General features: G+C 63.4%; 21 protein-coding genes. 13 read left to right on the top strand and 8 right to left on the bottom strand.

Annotated features, from left to right (window positions below; all coding sequences use genetic code 11):
• Positions 1–161: 161 nt before the first annotated feature.
• The 4 genes from BLW71_RS25475 (at position 162) to BLW71_RS25465 (ending at position 2,869) form a co-directional block, all read left to right on the top strand.
• Positions 162–1,193, top strand: a complete 1,032-nt coding sequence (locus tag BLW71_RS25475; protein WP_091803260.1) for an alpha/beta fold hydrolase — start codon at positions 162–164, stop codon at positions 1,191–1,193.
• Positions 1,194–1,566: 373 nt separating this feature from the next.
• The gene (locus BLW71_RS25470; RefSeq protein ID WP_091803257.1) at positions 1,567–2,091 is read left to right on the top strand and encodes a phasin family protein; all 525 of its coding nucleotides are present in this window, start codon (positions 1,567–1,569) and stop codon (positions 2,089–2,091) included.
• A 104-nt stretch (positions 2,092–2,195) separates the two neighbouring features.
• Complete coding sequence (locus BLW71_RS41135; RefSeq protein WP_143048396.1) at positions 2,196–2,507, top strand: hypothetical protein; 312 nt, start codon at positions 2,196–2,198, stop codon at positions 2,505–2,507.
• 74 nt (positions 2,508–2,581) lie between these two features.
• Positions 2,582–2,869: a hypothetical protein gene (locus BLW71_RS25465; protein WP_091803254.1), complete on the top strand. Its 288-nt coding sequence runs from the start codon at positions 2,582–2,584 to the stop codon at positions 2,867–2,869.
• A gap of 39 nt (positions 2,870–2,908) precedes the next feature.
• On the opposite strand, the gene hmpA is transcribed toward BLW71_RS25465, so the two are convergent.
• Complete coding sequence (gene hmpA, locus BLW71_RS25460) at positions 2,909–4,090, bottom strand: NO-inducible flavohemoprotein (protein ID WP_091803250.1); 1,182 nt, start codon at positions 4,088–4,090, stop codon at positions 2,909–2,911.
• 111 nt (positions 4,091–4,201) lie between these two features.
• On the opposite strand from hmpA, the gene norR reads away from it, so the two are divergent.
• Positions 4,202–5,794, top strand: coding sequence for a nitric oxide reductase transcriptional regulator NorR (gene norR, locus BLW71_RS25455; protein WP_091803247.1), 1,593 nt, complete (start codon positions 4,202–4,204; stop codon positions 5,792–5,794).
• Positions 5,795–6,029: 235 nt separating this feature from the next.
• Here norR and BLW71_RS25445 read toward each other — a convergent pair whose 3' ends face one another.
• Positions 6,030–6,320, bottom strand: a complete 291-nt coding sequence (locus tag BLW71_RS25445) for a hypothetical protein (protein WP_091803241.1) — start codon at positions 6,318–6,320, stop codon at positions 6,030–6,032.
• 185 nt (positions 6,321–6,505) lie between these two features.
• Positions 6,506–7,318, bottom strand: a complete 813-nt coding sequence (locus tag BLW71_RS25440) for a DNA-binding transcriptional regulator (RefSeq protein WP_091803238.1) — start codon at positions 7,316–7,318, stop codon at positions 6,506–6,508.
• Positions 7,319–7,566: 248 nt separating this feature from the next.
• Between BLW71_RS25440 and BLW71_RS25435 the strand changes: the two genes are divergently transcribed.
• The 7 genes from BLW71_RS25435 to BLW71_RS25405 all read left to right on the top strand — a co-directional run bounded on the left by BLW71_RS25435 (position 7,567) and on the right by BLW71_RS25405 (position 15,487).
• A complete protein-coding gene (locus BLW71_RS25435) occupies positions 7,567–9,402 on the top strand; it encodes a bifunctional 3-(3-hydroxy-phenyl)propionate/3-hydroxycinnamic acid hydroxylase (RefSeq protein WP_091803235.1) in 1,836 nt (611 codons plus the stop codon).
• Between the two features lies 1 nt (position 9,403).
• A complete protein-coding gene (locus BLW71_RS25430; RefSeq protein ID WP_091803232.1) occupies positions 9,404–10,354 on the top strand; it encodes a 3-carboxyethylcatechol 2,3-dioxygenase in 951 nt (316 codons plus the stop codon).
• An 18-nt stretch (positions 10,355–10,372) separates the two neighbouring features.
• Positions 10,373–11,185 carry a 2-keto-4-pentenoate hydratase gene (locus BLW71_RS25425; RefSeq protein WP_218157131.1) on the top strand — a complete coding sequence of 271 codons (813 nt, stop codon included), beginning with the start codon at positions 10,373–10,375 and terminating at the stop codon, positions 11,183–11,185.
• A 24-nt stretch (positions 11,186–11,209) separates the two neighbouring features.
• Entirely contained in the window at positions 11,210–12,151 is a 942-nt protein-coding gene (locus BLW71_RS25420; RefSeq protein ID WP_091803230.1) for an acetaldehyde dehydrogenase (acetylating), read from the top strand.
• A 13-nt stretch (positions 12,152–12,164) separates the two neighbouring features.
• The gene (dmpG, locus tag BLW71_RS25415; protein ID WP_091803227.1) at positions 12,165–13,181 is read left to right on the top strand and encodes a 4-hydroxy-2-oxovalerate aldolase; all 1,017 of its coding nucleotides are present in this window, start codon (positions 12,165–12,167) and stop codon (positions 13,179–13,181) included.
• Positions 13,182–13,279: 98 nt separating this feature from the next.
• On the top strand, positions 13,280–14,524 hold the full coding sequence (mhpT, locus tag BLW71_RS25410) for a 3-(3-hydroxy-phenyl)propionate transporter MhpT (RefSeq protein ID WP_091803223.1): 1,245 nt from the start codon (positions 13,280–13,282) through the stop codon (positions 14,522–14,524).
• A gap of 93 nt (positions 14,525–14,617) precedes the next feature.
• Positions 14,618–15,487, top strand: a complete 870-nt coding sequence (locus BLW71_RS25405) for an alpha/beta fold hydrolase (RefSeq protein WP_091803220.1) — start codon at positions 14,618–14,620, stop codon at positions 15,485–15,487.
• Positions 15,488–15,551: 64 nt separating this feature from the next.
• Here the strand turns inward: BLW71_RS25405 and BLW71_RS25400 are convergent, their stop codons facing one another.
• The 3 genes from BLW71_RS25400 to BLW71_RS25390 all read right to left on the bottom strand — a co-directional run bounded on the left by BLW71_RS25400 (position 15,552) and on the right by BLW71_RS25390 (position 18,146).
• Entirely contained in the window at positions 15,552–16,214 is a 663-nt protein-coding gene (locus BLW71_RS25400; protein ID WP_286162097.1) for a hypothetical protein, read from the bottom strand.
• A 159-nt stretch (positions 16,215–16,373) separates the two neighbouring features.
• On the bottom strand, positions 16,374–17,378 hold the full coding sequence (locus BLW71_RS25395) for an aliphatic sulfonate ABC transporter substrate-binding protein (RefSeq protein WP_091803214.1): 1,005 nt from the start codon (positions 17,376–17,378) through the stop codon (positions 16,374–16,376).
• Positions 17,379–17,558: 180 nt separating this feature from the next.
• The gene (locus BLW71_RS25390; RefSeq protein ID WP_091803212.1) at positions 17,559–18,146 is read right to left on the bottom strand and encodes a TetR/AcrR family transcriptional regulator; all 588 of its coding nucleotides are present in this window, start codon (positions 18,144–18,146) and stop codon (positions 17,559–17,561) included.
• Between the two features lie 195 nt (positions 18,147–18,341).
• On the opposite strand from BLW71_RS25390, the gene BLW71_RS25385 reads away from it, so the two are divergent.
• Positions 18,342–19,118: an SDR family NAD(P)-dependent oxidoreductase gene (locus tag BLW71_RS25385; protein WP_091803209.1), complete on the top strand. Its 777-nt coding sequence runs from the start codon at positions 18,342–18,344 to the stop codon at positions 19,116–19,118.
• A 90-nt stretch (positions 19,119–19,208) separates the two neighbouring features.
• Here the strand turns inward: BLW71_RS25385 and BLW71_RS25380 are convergent, their stop codons facing one another.
• Positions 19,209–20,174 (bottom strand): D-2-hydroxyacid dehydrogenase, encoded by a 966-nt coding sequence (locus BLW71_RS25380; RefSeq protein WP_091803206.1) that lies wholly within the window; start codon positions 20,172–20,174, stop codon positions 19,209–19,211.
• An 18-nt stretch (positions 20,175–20,192) separates the two neighbouring features.
• A complete protein-coding gene (gene tkt, locus BLW71_RS25375; protein ID WP_286162095.1) occupies positions 20,193–22,253 on the bottom strand; it encodes a transketolase in 2,061 nt (686 codons plus the stop codon).
• Positions 22,254–22,264: the final 11 nt, after the last annotated feature.

Genomic DNA, 22,264 nt, shown 5'->3' with positions numbered 1-22,264 from the left:
TCGGGCCCGTTTTCTGTGTATCGCAATGTATCCACTCCGCGGCCCGATACATGACGTTTCATTCGCGGACATTGGCGACACAAGCCAGATACGTACGGAAGGTTTAATGCTTCCAGGCCGGTTCATCTGGCTCAACGCACTCGCACATAAGGGGAATAGCCATGTCTGAACAGATCAATGATCGGCGTCGTCGTTTGCTGGGGACGGCCGTTGCGGGCCTCAGCCTGATGGAACTCGGGCTGAGCGGACTCGCCCACGCGCAGTCCAGCGGCACGAAGGCGGGATCGCGCGTCACGTCCTTCGATAACCTGAAGCAGATCAACGCCGGGACGCTCAGCATGGGATATGCGGAAGCGGGCCCGCAGAATGGACCCGTGGTGATCTTGCTGCACGGTTGGCCCTACGACATCTACAGTTTCGTCGAAGTCGCACCGTTGCTCGCCGCCGCCGGCTACCGGGTCATCGTGCCGTATCTGCGCGGCTACGGCTCTACGCGGTTCCTGTCGGCTGACACGCCCCGCAATGGCCAGCAGGCGGTCGTCGCCGTGGACATCATCGCGTTGATGGATGCGCTGAAGATCGACAAGGCGATTCTCGGCGGCTTCGACTGGGGCGCGCGCACGGTGAACATTATCGCGGCGCTGTGGCCGGAGCGATGCAAGGCGATGGTGTCGGTGAGCGGCTATCTGATCGGCAGTCAGGAAGCCAACCGGACGCCGTTGCCGCCGAAGGCGGAACTGGCATGGTGGTATCAGTTCTACTTCGCCACGGAGCGCGGCTATGCGGGCTACGAAGCGAACCGCCACGACTTCAACAAGCTGATCTGGCATACGGCATCGCCGAAATGGGATTTCGACGATGCGACCTTCGAGCGTTCGGCGGAATCGTTCAATAATCCGGACCACGTCGCGGTGGTGATCCACAACTATCGCTGGCGTCTGGGGCTGGTCAAGGGCGAAGCGCAATACGACGCGCTGGAGAAACGCCTCGCCCAGGCACCGGTCATTACGGTGCCGACCATCACGATGGAGGGCGACGCGAACGGCGCGCCGCATCCCGAACCGGCCGCGTACGCGAAGAAGTTCACCGGCAAGTATGCGCATCGGAATATCGGCGGCGGTATCGGGCACAACCTGCCGCAAGAGGCGCCCAAAGCATTCGCCGATGCGATCATCGACGTCGCCCGGTTCTGAGGGCGATTGACCGTCCCACACCGGCCGCGTCGATCTATTCGACGCGGCCGCGCTGCATGACGCGCCCGTGGGCATCGCGCCCACCCGTGTGATTCACCCATTGACCGACCTGCCGCCGCTGCCAGAAAGCCGCACTCGCCACCGTCCCAAACCGCTCGATTCTTCAGTCAAATCACCCTGATTGACCAGGGGTATTTACCTACAAAACAGTACGCCAGACGCCGGTTTAACAAAGTTAGAATGTTTCATCTAATTCTGCGCGGCAGAAGCGATTCGAGGGGGCCGGGGCTGTTGGGTCAGCATCTGCATGCTTGCGAGCTGTTTTCGCCCAACTCGTATCGAGCGATTTGTGGGCTTAACGAAGGAGTGCAGAGTGGTTTTTTCGACGCCAGATCAATTTATCTCGATGCAAAGTGCCAATGTTGCTGTTGCGTTTTCGTTGGTACAGCAAACATTCCAGTATGTTGAAGACCTGACCAGATTGAACCTGCAGGCCGCCAAGGCCACGCTCGCCGAGAGCGAACAGGCCTGGCAACTGGCATTCTCCGGTAAGACACCCGTCGAATTATTCGTTCAGCAAGCCGGTAACGCGAGACCGGCAGCGGAGAAAGTGCTGTCTTATAACAGTCACGTACTTGGCATTGCGAATCACGCGCAGGCCGAGTTTCTGAAGGTATTCGAAGATCGCTGCGCCCAGTCCAACGCAAGAATGCAGACGGTCGTAGACGACTTTGCGCGCAATGCCCCGGCCGGTTCCGAGGTCGCGGTCACCGTCTTCAAGTCGGCGGTTTCCAGCGCGGGCGCCGCCTACGACGCAATGCGCAAAGCCACCGCGCAAGCCATTGCCATGGCGCAGGCAGGTCAGCCGACAAGCCCTGTGCCGACGCGCGCCAAATAAAGACAATCAGCCAACAGCAATGCTCATGCAGCCTGGCGGGAACGTTTCAGGCCTGTTGTTTCGCTTTCCTGCAAGCAGGACGGATCAGCCGATTCGGAGACGAAATGGGTATCGCATTGCTTGCCAACTCGTTCGAAGGTCGATCCGAAGGCGCTTTTAAGTTAGCCGGGAATGTAATGGGAAGTCACGCGTCTTTTAAGAACGATCTTTTGCATATCGAAACGATAGTCACAACGCTTGAGAGATTGACTTCAAAAGGTGATTCGGTGGCTTGCACGTCGTTAGTGAACGAGCCGGGTTATTGGCGTCGGCGCATCGAGGCGATACTGAATCAGCGCGAAATATCCAAAGTCGATCGCGAGCATGCGGACGCTTTGCTCAGGCGGCTGCGCGGCATCGTCAAAACGTCATCGTAAAGCGTAAGAATCGAGCGGACATCCGAATACCGCGGCAAACGCGGAAATAGCCAAGTCCACAGCAGGGGCAAGACATGACCCAAGAAGGTTCTGAGAGCGGTTTGAAAGTGCTGACGGCCCACGCTTCAGGCCGTTATCGACTTGTGGTGCGCGCGGCACTTCACGGTACGCGCATTGCCGCCATCTGGCAGGTGCTACTGCCATTTTCCCGCAACGTCGAAAAGGTCGACGTGACGACGCTGCCCGCCAGCGGTTTCGAGGAGGTCACGATTGCACTCGCGCAAGCGCAATGCGAATGGGTGGATGCCATGATCGCGCGCTTCAGGAGCATGCCGTGGGTGACAAGCGCGACGCTTTGCTGAGCGGCATGTCCGGCACAACCGTGACCCATTCACTAGCGGTTATTCCAGCGCCGCGGCCGGGCCGAAGAATTCATATCGGCTTTGCGACTCCGGCACGCCGATCGCTTTCAGGTGCTTCTTGACGGCCTTCATGAACGCGATCGGTCCGAGAAAATAGACGTCGACGTCGCGCGTTTCCGGCAGCCACGCATCGAGACGCGTTTCGTCGAGATAGCCGATGCCGTGCGCGTCGGCATCATTCGCGCGGCGTTGTTCGTAGCAATAGAAACGCTTCAATTTCGGATGACGCGCGGCCAGTTGCTCGATCGCGTCGCGGAACGCATGCACGCCGCCATGACGCGCGGAGTGAATGAAGTGGACGGTGCGATCGGTATTCAGCGCGGCTTGCAGCATGGCCAGCGTCGGTGTAATGCCCACGCCGCCGCTGATCAGGACCAGCGGCTTGTCGCTGTGTTCGAGCTTGAAGTCGCCGGCCGGCGCAAACAGTTCCACCGTGTCGTTCTCGTTGACGCGCGTGTGCAGATGGTTCGATACCTTTCCGTTCGGTTCGCGCTTCACGCTGATACGGTATTCGCGGCCATTCGACATGGCCGAGAGCGAGTAATTGCGGCGCACTTCTTCGCCGTCGACCGTGAGCCGCACGCCGATATATTGTCCCGGATGAAACGCGAGTAACTCGCCGTTATCGTCGGGGCGCAGATAGAACGACGTGATCTCGTCGCTCTCCCGCACTTTACGGGCGACGCGAAAGAGCCGCGTGCCGCGCCAGCCGCCCGGCGCCGCTTCCCGCTCGGCGTAGATTTTTTCTTCGAGCCCGATCAGCAGATCGGCGAGTTGCTGATAGGCGGCGGCCCACGCTTCGATGACCGCATCCGTTGCGATTTCTGCGCCGAGCACTTCGCGGATGGATCTGAGCAGGCACTGTCCGACAATCGGATAGTGCTCCGGCAGGATATTCAACGCGACGTGCTTGTTGATGATCTGCGAGACCAGTCCGCCGAGTTGTTCGAGTTGATCGATGTGGCGCGCGTACATCAGCACGCCGTTGGCCAGCGCGCGTTGCTGCGCGCCGCTTGCCTGGTTCGCGAGGTTGAACATGGGACGCACTTCCGGATGCTCGCTGATGAGCATGTTGTAGAAGTGCGTGGTCAACGCTTCGCCGCCGCTTTCCAAAAGAGGGACGGTGGCTTTGACGATGGCGCGGTGTTCGGCGGAAAGCATAGGAAGTCCTGGTTGGTGGTGGATAGTCAGTCAGCTTCGACTGTCGTGCTTTTCTATCCATGTTTCGTGCCAGGTATAAAATGCAAATAAATCAATGATGTGAATTTCACGATGGTCAATTCGACCTTGGTCGGAAAGACTCCTGCGCGAGTCAATCTGACTGCACAAGACTTACTCGACGTCCTGACGCCCCTGATCCTCGATCTTTCGCGCGACCTGACCGACCGCGAGCGCTACCGGCGCCTGCTCAGCAGCTTGCGGGCGCTGTTTCCCGGCGATGCCGCCGCTTTGTTGCGTCTGGAGGGCGACACGCTCGTGCCGCTCGCGATCGACGGATTGAGCAGCGACACGCTTGGGCGGCGTTTTCGTGTCAGTGACCACCCGCGCTTCGAGCAACTTCTATCGCGGCCCGAGCCGACGCGTTTCGCCGCCGATTCCGATTTGCCGGATCCGTATGACGGCCTCGTGCAAGGCACGTCCGGGCATCTGGAAGTTCACGATTGCCTTGGATGTCCGCTGTTCGTTCGTGGCCGGCCATGGGGTCTACTCACGCTCGATGCGCTGGATCCTGCGCGCTTCGACAGCATCGACATGGCTTCGTTGCAGGCGTTTCTGAGCCTGGCTGCCGCCACGGTGAGTGTCGTCGAGCGAATCGATACGCTGGCGCGCAGCAGCGAGGAAGAGCGGCGCCGCGCCGAAGCCTACCGGCAGGCGAGCAGCCAGAGCCGGCGCGAGATGATCGGCAGCAGTGACGCTCACACGCAACTGGTGCGGGAAATCGAAGTCGTGGCGGGCAGTGATCTGACCGTGCTGATCACCGGTGAGACCGGCGTCGGCAAGGAACTCGTGGCCAACGCGATCCATGCGCTTTCGTCGCGGGCGAACAAGCCGCTCATCAGTCTGAACTGTGCTGCGCTACCCGATACGCTGGTCGAGAGTGAACTGTTCGGGCATGTGCGCGGAGCGTTCTCCGGCGCGTCGTCGGACCGGCGTGGCAAGTTCGAGCTGGCGGACGGCGGAACGATTTTTCTCGACGAGGTGGGAGAGTTGCCGCTTATGGTGCAGGCCAAGCTTTTGCGGGTCCTGCAAAACGGCCAGCTGCAACGAATCGGCTCGGACCACGAACACAAGGTCGACGTGCGGCTCATCGCGGCCACCAATCGCGATCTCGCCGAAGAGGTGCGCACGGGGCGGTTCCGCGCCGATCTCTACCATCGTTTGAGCGTCTATCCGTTACGCGTGCCGCCGTTGCGCGAGCGCGGCCGCGATGTGCTGCTCCTTGCCGGTTTTTTTCTTGAGGAGAATCGCTCGCGGCTCGGCCTGCTGAGCCTGCGTCTCGCGGCGGATGCGCAAGCCATGCTGTTGCGCTATCCGTGGCCTGGCAACGTGCGTGAACTCGAGCATCTGATCGGGCGAAGCGCGCTCAAGGCACTGGCCGCGAATCGGGAGCGCCGTCGGATACTGACGTTGACCGCCGCCGACCTGGCGCTGTCGTCCACGCCAGACGAAGCCAGAAGTGAGACACCCGCCGATACAGCAGGCAGCGAAACCAGGGACTTCCGCAGCGCGGTGACCGAGTTCGAGCGAGCCACCGTGCTCGACGCGTTGGCGCGTCACAACCAGAATTGGGCGGCCGTCGCGCGTGAACTCGCCCTTGATCGGGCGAATCTGAACCGCTTAGCCAAACGGCTTGGACTCAAATGAGCCGGCGTCGAGAACGGATCCACGCCGCCGGCCGGCTGTTACTCCGCGATTGAAAAACGCGCCGGCCGCTTTTGCGGTGCTTTGCGGGGCCGCTCAATGCGCCGGTTGGCGCCGCGAATGAAGAGAATGGCGCAAATGGCCACCATGGACCAGATGCAGAGAATTACCGTTAGAGCGCTCATTTCAGTTATCAGAAGTTGAGACTGCGATTGGTGCTGCCCGGCCTGCCGGCCGGTCAATGTGTCGTATGCGGACCGGCGCCGTCGAACAGGAGTTCGTCGATCAGACGCGTGGCGACCGCCAGTTGCTGTTCGAGCGATGCGCGCGCTGATTCCGCGCCCGCCGCGTCGCCGCGTGCCACCGCTTCGTAGGTCTGCGTCGCGAGGCACAACACGCTTTCCGACGCGAGGTGCAACCCGCGCATCGTTCCCGCGTCGGCGCCCGGCACCGGGCTGGTCCATTCAGTGCTAGAAACAGCCGGCAAGCCGATTTCGAATTCGTTATCTTTGTCGTGGCGGGAAGACATCGCAGGCTCCTGGCGCGATTGGCATGATGACAGTGTGCTCCGGCAGGGCGGGTTTCAATCCGTCGAACAGAAGCCTGTTCTTTGGTCAATCTGCGGTAGTTGGGTGGGCGAAGTATTCCGCTGAAGAATAGACGCTCTGCGGGCTGTAGTAAACCCTAAGAAACCCCCAGCGGCGCCGCATCTTTTCACTCGGGCTTCTTCCCCTCTGGCTCGTCCTGCGACTCCAGTTCCGCAACCATTTCGCTCACTGCGATCTGAAGTTCCGGCACGTAGCGCCGTTTTGCCTCCGCGAGCGTCACTGCTCGCGAGAGAAACACCACATTCAGACTCCCCAGCACACGTTCGCGCGAGACGATCGCAACCGCGACCGCCCCGATCTTGCTTTGTGCGGACCAGTCTCCGTGATTGGAGCCGAAGCCGTCCGCGCGCACCCGCTTGACCAGGCTTCTTATCAATTTGTCGTTCGAGGCGAGGGCTTTCTGTTCTTCACCGCCCGCGCCTGAGCGCAGCAAGTCGAGAATGTCCTCGCGCTCGCCGTCGGGACACATCGCAAAGTAGGCGCGCCCAGCTGCGGTCAGCAGAATCGGCAAACGGCGCCCGACCATAGAACGGTGAAACGAGAGCGGACTGAAACGGTGCGTCGTCTCGCGGATGATCATCGCGTCGCCGTCCGGCGTGGTCAGATCCGAAGGCCACGCAACGCGCTGCAATAGCTGCCCCATGATCGGCGGCGCAATCGTCGCAATCCGTTCGTTGTCCGTAAAACCTTCGCTTAACGAACGTACCTGAAGCGTCAAGCGAAAACTGTCGTCCGACGCGCTGCGACGCACGAATCCTTCCTCCATCAACGTTTCCAGCAGCCGCCGCGCCGTGGTGCGATGCAGGCCGGTGAGGTCGCTGATCTGCTGGCTGGTGGCGCGGCCGCTGTCCATGGAATTGAGCGCCTGCAACACTTGCAGGCCGCGCGCGAGACCTCGCACACTCGTATATTTCGTCACCGAAAAACCTCAATAAATCAACAATGTGCATTGTATGCACATTTTTCACAAATTGTTGAGGCGATCCGGTGCGAGTCCTAGACTGCGATCAAATCAACGATTCAAGGAGACGCGAGATGCCGCATCCCATGCGCGACTTTTCGCCATGGCGATACGCGATCGTCACGCCGTGCCCTCCCTGAATATTCCAAACAAGTCCGCTATCTGAAGCGACGGCGCCGTGTGCCGTTCGTGAGAAAGGAGACAGAATGTTCCCACCCACCGATCTGGCGGCCGCGAGCGGCCGCAGCGAAACCGTGTCCGCCGATGTGGCGATTATCGGCGCCGGCCCTGTCGGCTTGATGATTGCCAATTATCTGGGCTTGCAGGGCGTGCGCGTGGTGCTGCTGGAAAAACTCGACCAGATCATCGACTACCCGCGGGCCATCGGCCTCGACGATGAAGCGCTGCGGGTGTTCCAGTCAGTCGGCCTCGCCGACGTGCTGTTGCCGCACACCACGCCTGATCACTGGATGCGCTTCGTCACGCACACCGGTCACTGCTTTGCGTCGATCGAACCGCGCACCGACGAGTTCGGCTGGTCACGCCGCAATGCATTCATTCAGCCGCTCGCGGATCGTGTGTTGTACGAAGGACTGCGCCGCTTCCCACACGTTCAGGTGCTATTCGGCACTAGCGTGAGCGGTTTCACGCAGGATCAGACCGGCGTGACGATCGAAGCGGAGGACGAGAAAGGCGGCCGCCGCACAGTACGCGCGTCGTACATGGTCGGCGCGGACGGCGGCAATAGCTTCGTGCGCCGCATGCTCGACGTGCCGTTCGAAGGACGCACCAAGCCGAATCAATGGATCGTGGTGGATGTGCGCAACGATCCGATCGGCTCGCCGCATGTCTACATGCATTGCGATCCGAAACGGCCGTACGTGTCGGCCGCACTGCCACATGGCATTCGCCGCTTCGAATTCATGGTCATGCCCGGCGAAACCGAAGAGGAATTGTCGAAGCCGGAGAACATGGCCGCGCTGATCCGCAAGGTAGTCGCCGATCCGCAAAAGGTGGACTACATCCGCAAGCGCGTCTATACGCACAATGCGCGCCTCGCGAGCCGCTTTCGTGTGGATCGCGTGCTGCTGGCCGGCGACGCCGCGCACATCATGCCGGTCTGGCAGGGGCAGGGTTATAACAGCGGGATCCGCGACGCGAGCAATCTCGGCTGGAAGCTGGCGATGGTGGTCAGACAGCTAGCCGGCGACGCGTTGCTGGACACCTATACGGCGGAGCGGCGCGCGCACGCCCGCTCCATGATCCATCTGTCCGAAGTGGCAGGCGACATTTTCGCGCCGACGAGCCGCTTCGGCATCAAGTTTCGCGACGCCTTCGTGCGGACCTTCAACGTGGTCCCCGCCATGAAGCGCTATTTCGTGGAGATGCGTTTCAAGCCGATGCCGCGCTATGAAACGGGCGTCGTCCTGCTGGCGGAGCACAAACGCAAGCATGGCGTTCTGGCTCGCATGCTGGAGCGTTCCGGTCATTCCGCGCCCGGCCGGCTGCTCGGGCTGATGAGCGAGAAGCGCGAGTCGCTGCTCGGCCGCCTCGTGTATGGCCGTGATCCGTCGTGTCATTCGCCGGTCGGGCGCATGTTCATTCAGCCGCGCGTGCGCACGCTGGACGGCAGCGTCGCGCGTCTCGACGACGTGCTCGGCAATCGCTTCGCGATTATCGGCTGGGGTTCGGATCCCACGTTCGGCTTGTCGCCGCTTGCGCGTGAAACCTGGCAGCGCCTTGGCGGCTGCTTTGTGCTCGCGAAACCCGACACCCAGCTCGCTTTTCATGACGACGTGTCTGACGGCGTGATCGCCGTCGGCGATGTGCAGGGCCGTCTGAAGGAATGGTTCTCGCGCGTGCCTGAGTCCGTGGTGTTGCTGCGGCCCGATCGTTTTGTCGCGGGCATGTGCACGCCGCAACAGGTGTCGGCGTGCATCGGCGAGCTTGCCGTCAAGCTGACATTGAAGACCGGCGAGCGGGCCGTCGCCACGCCGGCGAAGGCGTCCGAAAGCGATGTCGCCATCGCGGCGGGAGCCTGATATGCCGATGTTGCTCGAATGTCTTTCGCACACGCCGCTCCGCGGCTATTGCGACCCGGCGCCGGACATTGTCGCGGAAGTCGCGCGGATTCACGCGGCGGCGCGCGCACGTGTGGCCGCTTTCGATCCGCAACTGGTCGTCGTGTTCGCACCGGACCACTACAACGGCTTCTTCTACGACGTGATGCCGCCGTTCTGCATCGGCGCGTCGGCGAGCGCGATCGGTGACTTCGGCAGTCTGGCGGGGCAGCTTGCCGTACCCGCCGCCACCGCGCTCGATCTCGCGGAAGCCACGCTCGCCGCGGATGTCGACGTCGCCGTGTCGTACCGGATGCAGGTCGACCACGGTTGCGCGCAGGCGCTGGAGATTCTCACGGGCGCACTGGACCGTTATCCGGTTGTGCCGGTGTTCATCAATTCGGTCGCGCCGCCCATGGCGTCGTGCCGCCGGGCGCGACTGCTCGGCGACGCGCTGGGCCGCCGCCTCGCGCGTTCGGACCAACGTGTGCTGGTGATCGGCTCCGGCGGCATTTCGCACGAGCCGCCGGTGCCGGAACTCGCGGGCGCGACGGATGAAGTCGCCGAGCGGCTGATCGCCGGCCGCAATCCGTCGCCCGAAGCGCGCGCGGCGCGTCAGGCTCGCACCGTCGCGGCGGCCCGTGCATTCGCCTCGGGAGATAGCCGGCTGCATCCGCTCAATCCCGAATGGGACCGTGCGTTTCTGAAAACGCTCGAAGAAGGGGAGCTGTGCGCGCTCGACGGCTTGACCGACACCGCGATCACGCGCGACGCGGGCAAATCCGCGCATGAGGTTCGCACGTGGATCGCCGCATTCGGCGCGCTGCAGGCGTACGGACCTTATCGCGCGACGCTCGATTACTACCGGCCGATCCCCGAATGGATCGCGGGCTTTGGCGCGATGCACGCGCAGCCCACTGCCGAAACCGCATGACGAATCACGGAACCCGCCATGACCCTGACCCAACGAAGCAATGCTGAAGCGCTGGCCCTGCGGCTGCGCGAATCCGAACGCACGCGTCAGACCATCGCGCCGTTGCGCGACGACGAGCGCTTCACCCATTTGAATCCGGCCACCGCCGCCGGATTCGCCTACATGGTGCAACAGATCAACGTCGAGGCGCGAGTGGCGGCGGGCGAGCGCATCGTTGGCCGCAAGATCGGTCTGACCTCGCCCGCGGTGCAGCGCCAACTCGGCGTCGACCAACCGGACTTCGGCGCGCTGTTTGCGTCGATGGCCTACGGCGACAACCAGCCGATCGCGCTCGGCGAACTGATCCAGCCGAAGGTCGAAGCGGAAATCGCACTCGTACTCGAACACGACCTCACGCATGAAAAACACACCTACGCCGACCTGATTCGCGCGACGGCCTACGCGGTCGCCGCCATTGAAGTCGTGGACAGCCGCATCGAAGGATGGAATATCCGCTTCGTCGATACCGTCGCAGACAACGCATCGAGCGCGCGTTTCGTGCTCGGCAGCCGGCCGGTATTGCTGCGCGACGTCGATCTGGCGGCCTGCGCGATGACCCTCTCGAACGACGCCGAAACGCTCTCGCGCGGCAACGGCGCGGCGTGTCTGGGCAATCCGCTGAACGCCGCCGTGTGGCTCGCGGACCGCATGCAGCAGCTCGGCACGCCGCTGCGAGCCGGCGACGTTCTGATGACCGGCGCGCTCGGTCCGATGGTCGCGGTGACGCGGTCCGGCACTTTCAGTGCGCAGATCGAAGGCCTCGGCAGCGTTCGCGCGATTTTCTCCGCATAAGCAATCACCCGATTGAGGACTGACATGGCAAGCGAAAAACTCAAGGCCGCGATCATCGGCTCTGGCAACATCGGCACCGATCTGATGATCAAGATCATGCGGCACAGCGAGCATCTGGAAATGGCGGCGATGGTCGGCATCGACGCGGCATCCGACGGTCTCGCGCGCGCAGCGCGGCTGGGCGTCGCGACCACGCATGAAGGCGTGGAAGGACTGACGCGCCTTCCTGTGTTCAACGACATCGACTTCGTGTTCGACGCCACCTCGGCTGGCGCGCATGTGAAGAACGACGCGTACCTGCGCGCGCTGAAACCGGGCATCCGCCTGATCGACCTGACGCCGGCCGCGATCGGTCCGTACTGCGTGCCGGTGGTGAATCTCGACGCGCATCTCGACAGCCGCAACGTCAACATGGTGACGTGCGGCGGTCAGGCCACGATTCCGATGGTGGCCGCGGTTTCGCGCGTGGCGAAGGTGCACTACGCGGAAATCGTCGCGTCGATCAGCAGCAAGTCGGCCGGCCCAGGCACGCGCGCGAATATCGACGAGTTCACCGAAACCACCGCGAAGGCGATCGAAGCGGTGGGCGGCGCCGCCAAAGGCAAAGCGATCATCGTGCTCAATCCGGCCGAGCCGCCTGTGATGATGCGCGATACGGTCTATGTGCTGTCCGATCTCGCCGACCGCGCACAAGTGGAAGCCTCGATCGAAGCCATGGCCGCTGCCGTGAATGCCTATGTGCCGGGCTACCGCCTGAAGCAGAAGGTGCAGTTCGACGAGATCGCCGTGGACGCGCCGTTGAACATTCCGGGCCTCGGCCGTTTCAGCGGATTGAAGACTTCGGTGTTCATCGAGGTGGAAGGCGCCGCACATTATCTGCCGGCGTATGCGGGCAATCTCGACATCATGACCTCGGCTGCGCTCGCGACCGCTGAGCGCATGGCGCAATCCCTGGTTCAGGCATAAGGAGACGCATCTCATGGACAGAAAACTCTATATCTCCGACGTGACGCTGCGCGACGGCAGCCACGCGATCCGTCATCAGTATTCGATCGACAACGTGCAGCAGATTGCCCGCGCGCTCGACAAGGCGAAAGTGGACAGCATCGAGGTCGCGCATGGCGACGGCTTGCAAGGATCGAGTTTCAACTACGGCTTCGGCGCGCATAGCGATCTCGAATGGATCGAAGCGGTGGCGGACGTGGTCGGACACGCGCAGATCGCGACGCTGCTGTTGCCCGGCATCGGCACGATTCACGATCTGAAGGCGGCGTACCAGGCCGGCGCGCGCATCGTGCGGGTCGCCACGCACTGCACCGAGGCGGACATCTCGAAGCAGCACATCGAATACGCGCGCGAACTCGGCATGGACACGGTTGGCTTCCTGATGATGAGCCACATGACCACGCCGGAAAACCTCGCCGTCGAAGCGAAGAAGATGGAGCAGTACGGTGCGACATGCATCTACGTTGTCGACTCCGGCGGCGCGATGAACATGAACGACGTGCGCGCGCGCTTTCGCGCATTGAAGGCCGTGCTCAAGCCGGAGACGAAGACCGGCATGCACGCGCACCACAACCTGAGCCTCGGCGTCGCGAACTCGCTGGTCGCAGTGGAAGAAGGTTGCGACCGCATCGATGCGAGTCTGGCGGGCATGGGGGCGGGAGCGGGCAACGCGCCGCTGGAGGTGTTCATTGCCGCGGCCGAACGCGCCGGCTGGCACCACGGCACCGATCTCTACACGTTGATGGATGCCGCCGACGATATCGTGCGGCCGTTGCAGGACCGTCCGGTGCGCGTGGACCGGGAAACCCTGGCGCTCGGTTACGCGGGCGTGTATTCGAGCTTTCTGCGGCACTCCGAAGTGGCCGCGAAGAAGTACGGCCTGAAAGCCGTCGACATTCTGGTCGAACTGGGCAAGCGGCGCATGGTCGGCGGCCAGGAAGACATGATCGTCGACGTGGCGCTGGACCTGAAGCGCGCGGCCGGCGTCTAGCGCATTTGTCTGGAAGCATGGCGGCCGCCTGCGCCGCCGACCTCAACCCAGCGTTATCGCCGCCAAGAGCGATGCTGAAAACACATTGGAGACTTTTCATGCAGCGATCAAACAACCCTCGCGCCACCGGCGCCGTCACGATCGGCTTATGCCTGATCGTCGCATTGCTGGAAGGGCTGGATCTGCAATCGACCGGCGTCGCGGCGCCACGCATGGCTCGCGAGTTTCATCTCGCGGTCGCGCAGATGGGCTGGGCATTCAGCATCGGCGCGCTCGGCCTGCTGCCCGGCACGGCGATCGGCGGAAGGCTCGCCGACAAGCTCGGCCGCAAGCGCGTGCTGATGCTGTCGGTCGCGCTGTTCGGCCTGTTTTCGATTGCCACTACGCAGGTGTGGGACTTGAACAGCCTGTTGGCCGCGCGCTTTCTCACCGGGCTCGGGCTTGGCGCCGCGATGCCAAACCTGATCGCGTTGTGCGCCGAAGCGGCGTCGCCGGATCAACGCAACACCGCAGTCGGCGCGATGTATTGCGGCATGCCGTTCGGTGCGGCGCTCGCGGCGGTGATCGGCATCGTGAGTCCGGGCGATGAGAGCTGGCGGCATATCTTCTATGTCGGCGGGGTTGGGCCGCTGCTCGTGTTGCCGTTGCTGGCGATCTTCATGCGCGAGTCGGCGCATTTCGTCGCCGCGCGCTCGGGCGTGGCCGGCGCGCGTGGAGTGGGCGAGGCACCGTCCGGCATCGCGCAGGCATTGTGGAAGGAAGGGCGGGCCGGCACGACAGTCGCATTGTGGATCAGCTACCTGGGCACGTTGATCGTGCTGTACTTCCTGATCAACTGGCTGCCGTCGCTCGTGCTGAGCCGCGGACTCTCGCGCGTGCAATCGAGCGTCGTGCAGATGATGTTCAACATCGGCGGCGGCATTGGGGCCATCGTGATCGCAAGCCTGATGGATCGCATCGGCAAGCGCCGCACCGTGACCGGCATGTATCTCGGCATCGCCGCGGCGCTGGCCGCGCTCGTGGCGGCAAGCGGCAGCGTATCGATGGCGTGCGGCGGCCTGCTCGCCGGCCTGTTTCTGGTCGGAGGACAGTCGGTGTTGTATGCGCTCGCGAGCAGCATCTATCCGACACAAGTGCGCGGCACCGGCGTGGGCGCCGCGGTCGCGGTGGGGCGCATGGGCTCGATTCTCGGGCCTTTGATCGCCGGGCAACTGCTCGCGATCGGACAGAGCGCCTCCGTGTTGCTCAGCGCGAGCATTCCGCTGATCGCCGTTGCGGCGGTCGCGGCTTGGCTCGTCGTCGGCAAGTCCGCGCCGGTTTATGCGCCGGCTACCGCGCAATAACGTTCATCGCTTCAATAGCGCCGCCAATGCTATCCGCGCACGACTGTGCGACGTGCGCGGTCAATCAACTCTCATCAGATCAAGGAAAGCAACATGACCTCGAATGTATCGGCAATCACCGAAGCATCGACCAGCCAATTCGTGCGTATCAAGGAAGGCGAGCGGGAAGTGCAGTTGCACTACAACGACGTCGGGCAGGGCGCCGAAACGGTGGTGATGCTGCATGGCTCGGGCCCGGGTGCGAGCGGCTGGGCGAACTTCAACCGGAATGTCGAACCGCTCGTCGCCGCGGGTTATCGGGTCATCCTGATGGACTGCCTGGGCTGGAGCAAAAGCGACCCGGTTGTGTGCGACGGCTCGCGCTCCGAACTCAACGCGTGTTCGCTGAAGGGTTTGCTCGATTCGCTCGACATTGAACGCGCGCACATCATTGGTAATTCGATGGGCGGCCATAGCGCCGTCGCGTTCGCGCTCGCCAATCCACAGCGTGTCGGCAAACTGGTGTTGATGGGTGGCGGAACCGGTGGCCCCAGTCAGTTCGTGCCGATGCCGACGGAAGGCATCAAGCTGCTGCAAGGCCTCTATCGCGAACCGACGATCGAAAACCTGAAACGGATGATGAACGTCTTCGTGTTCGACACCAAAGCGTTGACCGACGATCTCATGCAGGCGCGGCTCGACAATATGCTGGCGCGCCGCGATCATCTGGAAAACTTTGTGAAGAGTCTCGCGGCCAATCCGAAGCAGTTCAACGACTTCGGACCGCGTCTTGGCGAGATTGCGGCGCCGACGCTCGTGATCTGGGGGCGCGACGATCGTTTCGTGCCGATGGATGTGGGTTTGCGTCTGGTTGCCGGCATGCAGAACGCCGAAATGCATATTTTCAGCCGCTGCGGCCACTGGGCGCAGTGGGAGCATGCGGAAAAATTCAACCGCATGGTGGTGGACTTTCTGGCGCATTGAGCCGTGGCAGCCGGGGACGCCGCGTGGAGGCACGCGAGCGTCAAAAGTGTTTCGGACTGCAGTCTTACTGCGTACCACTCGGTGTTGTCGACGGCGTTTGCGAAGAAGCTGGATTGACCCGGGCGGATTCCCGCACCAGTGCCTGCGTCATCGCGGCGCCGACGGGGTTCGAGCCGTGGTGATCCTGGCCGACCGGCGCGGATTGAGTCTGCGTTTGCGTCTGCGTCTGCGTTTGCGGCGGCATCGGCAACGACGGGTCGGGTTTGGACGATTCCTTGACAAGCTGCTCCGTCATGGCCGCCGCGACGGCATTCGAGCCGTGCCGGGTCAGATCGGCGCGCGCATGGGCAACCGGCTGCGCGGTATCTGCTTTCGCGGCGACGGACTCGCGCGCATCCGCCGGTGCCAACGCGCGGCCTGGCTGTTTATGCCGCGATGTTTGCGGCCGCGCTTGCGCGTCATTGGCGATGGGAGCCGGTTTGATTGGCTGCGGCGCGGCCGTGATCTCGCCCGTGCTATTCGCAGATGGCGAAGTGGACACCACATTGCCCGCGCTCACGTGCGTGCCGTCCACTCGCGAACCGGCTGCCGACGCCGTGACCGAATTGGCCGTCACCGTGTCTGGCGCGGCTTCGGAGTGATTGCCTTTAGGGAGAAGCTGGTAAGAGATGAATCCCACGTCCACCAGAACCAGCGCGATTATCAACGCCTTGCCTGTATTCGTCATATCCAACACCGAGTCGTTCGAGTGAGATGATCGAACCATGATAATCGACCGCCAAAAAACATTCTGCGCGGGCGTTTTGCAATGCGATTTATTCGGTTTTCTCCACACGTATTGACACTGTTTTGACACCCCCCGTCAGTTGGGCCATCAACTGGTTCATCAACTGCCCGCCGGCTCTCCGCGTTTCGCGCCGAAGTCCCAACGTTGCGCCTGTGCGGTCTCGACTTTGGCGGGCAACAAGCCGGCCTGGAAGAACGTATCCGCGATCTTTTGCTGCTCACCGAAATTCTGTGCAAGAACGGGGCGCACCAGATAACTGCGGCGGCCATTCGCGCGTTCGATCGTGGCGGCGTCGAGCCCCCAGATCGGCGCGAGTGTTTGCGCTGCTTCCTGAGGATGTGCGCGCAGCCAATCGCCTGCCTGGGTCAACTGATCGAATACGATCTGGATGACTTCGGGATGGGCCGCCGCGAACCGGTTCGACGCGAGGTAGTAGCGCTGGTACGACGCGAGTCCCTTGCCGTCCGCGAGAATGCGTACGCCGGCGTCGCGGTCGACGGATGCCACGTACGGATCCCACGTGACCCACGCATCGACGCTGCCGCGCTCGAAGGCCGCGCGGCCGTCGGCCGGCGTGAGGTAGCTGATTCGAACATCGGCGGGCGCGAGGCCCGCCTTGATAAGCGCCGCAAGCAACAGGTAGTGGCTGCCGGCGGCTTTGGTCACGGCAATGCGCTTGCCCTTGAGATCGGCGAGCGTGCGCAGCGCGCTGTCCTGTTTGACGATGATCGCCTGGGCCGCCGGTGAAGGCGCTTCCTGCGCTACATAGACGAAGCGCGCATGCGCGGCTTGAGCGAAGATCGGGACCGTGTCGGCAACGTCCGCGCTGAAATCGACGGCCTCGACATTGAGTGCTTCGGTCAAGGGCAGGCCGCTCGAAAACTCATTCCAGGAAACGCGCACCCCCAACGGCGCAAGCGCTTTGTCGAGCGACCCACGCGCCTTGAGCAGCGTGATCAACGTCGACGACTTCTGATAGCCGATCCGCAGCGCGACCGGCTCGCCATTCGTGGCCGATGTTTGCGCGTAGCCGCGCGCCGCGAGCGTGGTAAGCGAGGAAGCCAGCGCGACGCGAATGAAAGCCCGTCTGTTGAGCAGCGCCATGATTCATAGTCCTTGAGTCGAGTCTGAAGGGAAGGCCAATCGACCATCCTAGCAACGACCCCGCGCTGTGCGAACTGACTGTTTCAGCTAAACATCGAACGCCAGCGCATAAGCACGCCCATGCGTTGAGAAAGCGGCTTCGGCGTGGCGCGTGCTGGCCGGAGCCGCCAAGGTGCTCGACTAAGCCTCCCCGCCTTGCGCGACGATCAGATCGAGCGAGCCGGCGAGAATCGATCTCGCGAGTTCGGGGTCGTCGACGGCACGCGCGAGCGTCACCGCGCCGACGATGGTCGCGACAATGCCGAGCGCGAGGCTCTCGCTATGGCCCGCCAACGTCTGCGCGATGCGTGCTGCCAGCTTGTGCACGTATTGCGTAAGACTCTCGCGAACTTCCGGTGCCGCATGCCGTGCTTCGCCGGCAAGCGCGCACAGCGCGCAGCCGTTACCCGGATTCCTGATGTGCTTCTCACTGAGGAACATCTCGGCGATCGTCTGCAGCGGTTCTTTCTTTGCGGACCCGTTGCCGTTCGCCGCCGCGAGTGTAGCGGCGATCCGTTTCTCGCTCTGTGCGACCGCATATTCCAGCGCCTCGACGATCAGCGCGTCACGCGACTCGAAGTGGCCGTAGAACGCGCCATGGGTGAGCCCCGCGCGCCGCATGCAGTCCGCCACCCCGAGCGCCTCGATCCCGTCTTCCCGGATCTGCCGTGCGGCTGTTTCCAGCACACGCTGCCGGCTTTCTGCTTTTTGCGCCTGCGAGTAGCCCATCTCCGTCACCCCTCTTGACAATCTGCATGACGAGCATAATACTGAAAATGTGCATGATGATCAACATGCAGATTGTTGGGCGAGGGCGTCTTTCGCGGATGTCCGTATGCGGCGGCTTTTTGGCCGCTCGACTGTTACAGGCGTCGCGCGACCGGGCTTTCCGGCGCTCCGGCGGCGCAATCAAGGAGAGAGATGATGCGATTCAACGGAAAAACAGCGTTGGTGACCGGCGGCAATAGCGGCATTGGTTTCGTCACGGCGAAGCGGCTGATTGCCGAAGGCGCCCGCGTGGTGATCACCGGCCGCGATAGCGCGAAGCTGGATCAGGCCGTGTCCGAACTCGGCGAAAACGCGCTGGGCGTAAAGGCCAACCTGGACGACGAAGCGGAAATCGGCGCGTTGTTCGAACAGATCAAGAGCAAATTCGGGTCGCTGGATATCGTGTTCGCGAATGCCGGCATCTCCGGGCCCACGCCGCTCGGCGGCACCACGGGCGCGGCGTTCGAGGCCATTCTTCGCACCAATCTGACGGCGGTCTTCCTGACGGTGCAAGCCGCACTGCCGTTGATGAGCGAGGGGGGCGCGGTCGTGTTGAACGGCTCGGTGATGCGCGAACTCGGCTCACCGGGCTCGGCGGCGTATTCGGCCACCAAGGCCGGCATCACGGGGATGGCGAAGGTGTTCGCGTCGGAGTTGGTGCAGCGCGGTATTCGCGTGAATACCGTGATCCCGGGCGGCACGCGCACGCCGATCTGGACGCGTGGCGCACGCGCGGGCGCCACGCTCGACGGAACCGAACAGGCCCTTGCGCCGCGCGTGCCGATGGCGCGCCTCGCCGCGCCGGAAGAAGTCGCGGCGGCCGTGCTGTTCCTCGCTTCCGACGATGCGTCGGGAATGACGGGTGCGGAGATCGTCGTGGATGGCGGCACGACCGGCGCACCGTGGGGTGCGCCGATTTTCCGCCAGGGTTGAGGCGGCGTCTGATGTCATTAGCCGCGCCGCGCGATGAGTCGGCGGCGCGGCTGTGGCGTGGCAGTGACTTGGCAATGGCTGGGCCGTGGCTCAATACGCGCCACTCACCAGATTCGTCGGCGCACCGCTGACGAAGTTCTCGATGTTGTCCATCAACTGATTGGCGAGGCTCTGCTGCGCCTCGTCCGACGCCCATGCCACATGCGGCGTGAGAATCACGTTCGGCCGGTTGGCCGCGCGCAACAACGGATTATCGTCGGCGGGCGGCTCGCCCGCGGTCACGTCGAAGCCCGCGCCGCTGATCAGACCTTCGTCGAGCGCCTGCACGAGCGCGGCTTCATCCACGAGGCCGCCGCGCGCCGTGTTGATGATCAACGGCCGGCGCTTCATCGCGCGAAACTCGGGCATGGCGAGCATGTTGCGCGTGTGCGGCGTGAGCGGGCTGTGCACGGTGATGACGTCGCTGGTCGCGAGCACTTCGTCCCATGGCGTGTAAAGCGGACCGAGCCCTTCGCGTCCTTTGTGCGCGGCGAACATCGGCTGCATGCCGAATGCCTTGCCCAACTCCGCCACGCGCTGCCCAAGCACCCCTTCGCCGATGATGCCTAGCCGCGCGCCGGCCAGATCGTGAATCGCGTGCGTGAAGAAACAGAACTGCCCGGATTTTTGCCACTCGCCGGCGAGCACGTCGTCGCGATAGGCGACCAGATTGCGCCGCAGCGCGAGGATCAGCGCGAACGTGTGCTCTGGCACAGTGTTGATCGCATAGCCGCGAATATTGCTCACTGCAATGCCGAGCCGCTGAGCGGCGGCCTTGTCGACGCAGTCCGTGCCGGTCGCCGCCACCGCGATGAGTTTCAGCTCCGGCAATTGCTCCAGCACTTCACTCGTCAGCGCGACCTTGTTGGTGATCGCAATCGACGCGCCGGCGAGCCGCTTGAGCAATTGATCCGGCGCAGTGCGGTCGTGCTCGATCAACTGATGCTCGAAGCGCGGCTCGCGCAGCACGATCTGCGGCGCGAGGGTCGTGCGGTCCAGAAAAACGATCTTATGCATGATTAGGTATCCGATGATTTACAGATGCCGCTTCGCTTCAGCGACAATGTGCTGCGAGGTGATGCCGAAATGCTCGTACAGCGTCTCGGCCGAGGCGGACGCGCCGAAGCCCGTCATGCCGACAAAGCCGCCACGCTCGCCGAGATAACGGTCCCAGCCGAAACGCAATGCCGCTTCCACGCCGATCCGCACGGTGCCCGGACCGAGCACGGCGGCACGATAGGCGTCGTCCTGCTCGTCGAAAATCTCCCAGCACGGCATGGACACCACGGCCGTCGCGATGCCTTCGTCCTGCAATTGGCCGCGCGCCTGCAAGGCCAACGCGACTTCAGAGCCGGTTGCGAGCAGCGTCACGGCGCGCGCTCCGCCTTCGGCCTCGGCCAGCACGTAAGCGCCGCGTTGCGACAACGGTGCGGCGCTATGTGCCGTGCGCACCAGCGGCAGCGCCTGGCGCGCGAACACCAGCGTGCTCGGCCCGCGCCGATGTTCGAGTGCGAGCGCCCAGCACTCGGCGGCCTCGACGGCATCGGCGGGACGCAACACGCGCATGTTCGGCATCGCGCGCAGCGAGGCGAGAATTTCGACGGGCTGATGCGTCGGCCCATTCTTGCCGACGCCAATCGAATCATGGCTGAACACGAAGTGCACCGGCAGGCCCATCAGCGCCGCCATGCGCATGGCCGGCCGCTGATAGTCCGAGAACGCGAGATAGGTGACGCTCGTCGCGATCACGCCGCCGTGCGCCGCCATGCCGTTGGCCATCGCGCCCATCACGTGTTCGCGCACGCCGCAGTGAACGTAGGCGCCGCTATGGTCCTCGGCGGTAAACGCATGCAACTGACGCTTGTGGCCCGTGGGCGCTTCGAGATCGGCACAGCCGACCATGCGTTCCGGCAACAGCGGCGCGAGCAGATCGCTGATCTCGCCCGAGACGGTGATGCCGGGTTGCGGTTCTCCGCGCTCCACGGCGCATTTGCGGTAGTCGTCGAGCACGTCGCGCCAGCCTTGCGGCAGGTGGCCCGACAGGACCCGTTCGAACTCGTCCTGCTCTGCGGCGGGCAGCGCGGCGAGACGTTTGTGCCATGCGTAATACTGCGGGTCGCTACGCCGTCCTGCCGCGCGCCATGCTGCGAGAGTCTCCGCGGGTATCTCGAACGGCGCGTGCGGCCAGCCAAGGGTGTCGCGCGCCGCGTCCGCGTCTGTCTGGAACAGCTTGCCGCTGTGGCCGCCACGCTGTCCTTGCAAACGCGCAATGCCGCGGCCGATCACGGTTTTGCACGCGATCATCGAAGGTCGCGGGTCCGAGCGGGCGATCGTCAGCGCCGCCGACACGGCTTCGAGATCGTGCCCGTCGACTTCGATGACCTGCCAGCCGCCCACGCGAAAGCGCGCGCAGACGTCCTCGCTGATGGAGAGGGAAGTGCTGCCGTCGTCGGTGATCTGGTTGTCGTCCCAGCAGAGAATCAGCTTGCCCAGCTGCAGATGCCCGGCGAGCGAAATCATTTCCTGGCCGATGCCTTCCTGCAGACAGCCGTCACCGACGAATGCATACGTGTAGTGGTCGACGAGCTCGCTGCCGAACTTCGCCGCGAGATACGCTTCGGCAATGGCCATGCCGAACGCGTTGGCAATGCCCTGGCCGAGCGGGCCGGTGGTGGCCTCGATACCGTGCGCCGGTTCGTACTCGGGGTGGCCCGCGCAATGGGAGCCGAGTTCGCGGAAGGTCTTGATCTGCTCGAGACCGATGGCGTCATAGCCGGTGAGATACAGCAGCGCGTAGAGCAGCAGCGAGCCGTGACCGTTCGACAGCACGAAGCGGTCGCGATCGGGCCAGGTCGGATCGGCGGGATTGAATTTCAGGTGGCGGGTGAACAGCGCGGTCGCGATTTCGGCCATGCCGAGCGGCACGCCCTGATGACCTTCGCTGGCGCGCAGAATCGCGTCGATGGAAAGGAAGCGGATCGCGTCGGCCAACGGCAAGGGCGCGGGCTGAGCGGCAGCGGGAGCGGCGCGCGACAGCGGCGTGAGTGATGGAAGCGCGGTGTTCGGTGCGGCAGACGTGGCTTCGGTGGTGGACATGGCAAAAGGCT

It is taken from the genome of Burkholderia sp. WP9 (assembly GCF_900104795.1).
In the GTDB taxonomy this organism is placed as follows: domain Bacteria; phylum Pseudomonadota; class Gammaproteobacteria; order Burkholderiales; family Burkholderiaceae; genus Paraburkholderia.
This window is presented reverse-complemented; position numbering and strand designations above follow the sequence as displayed.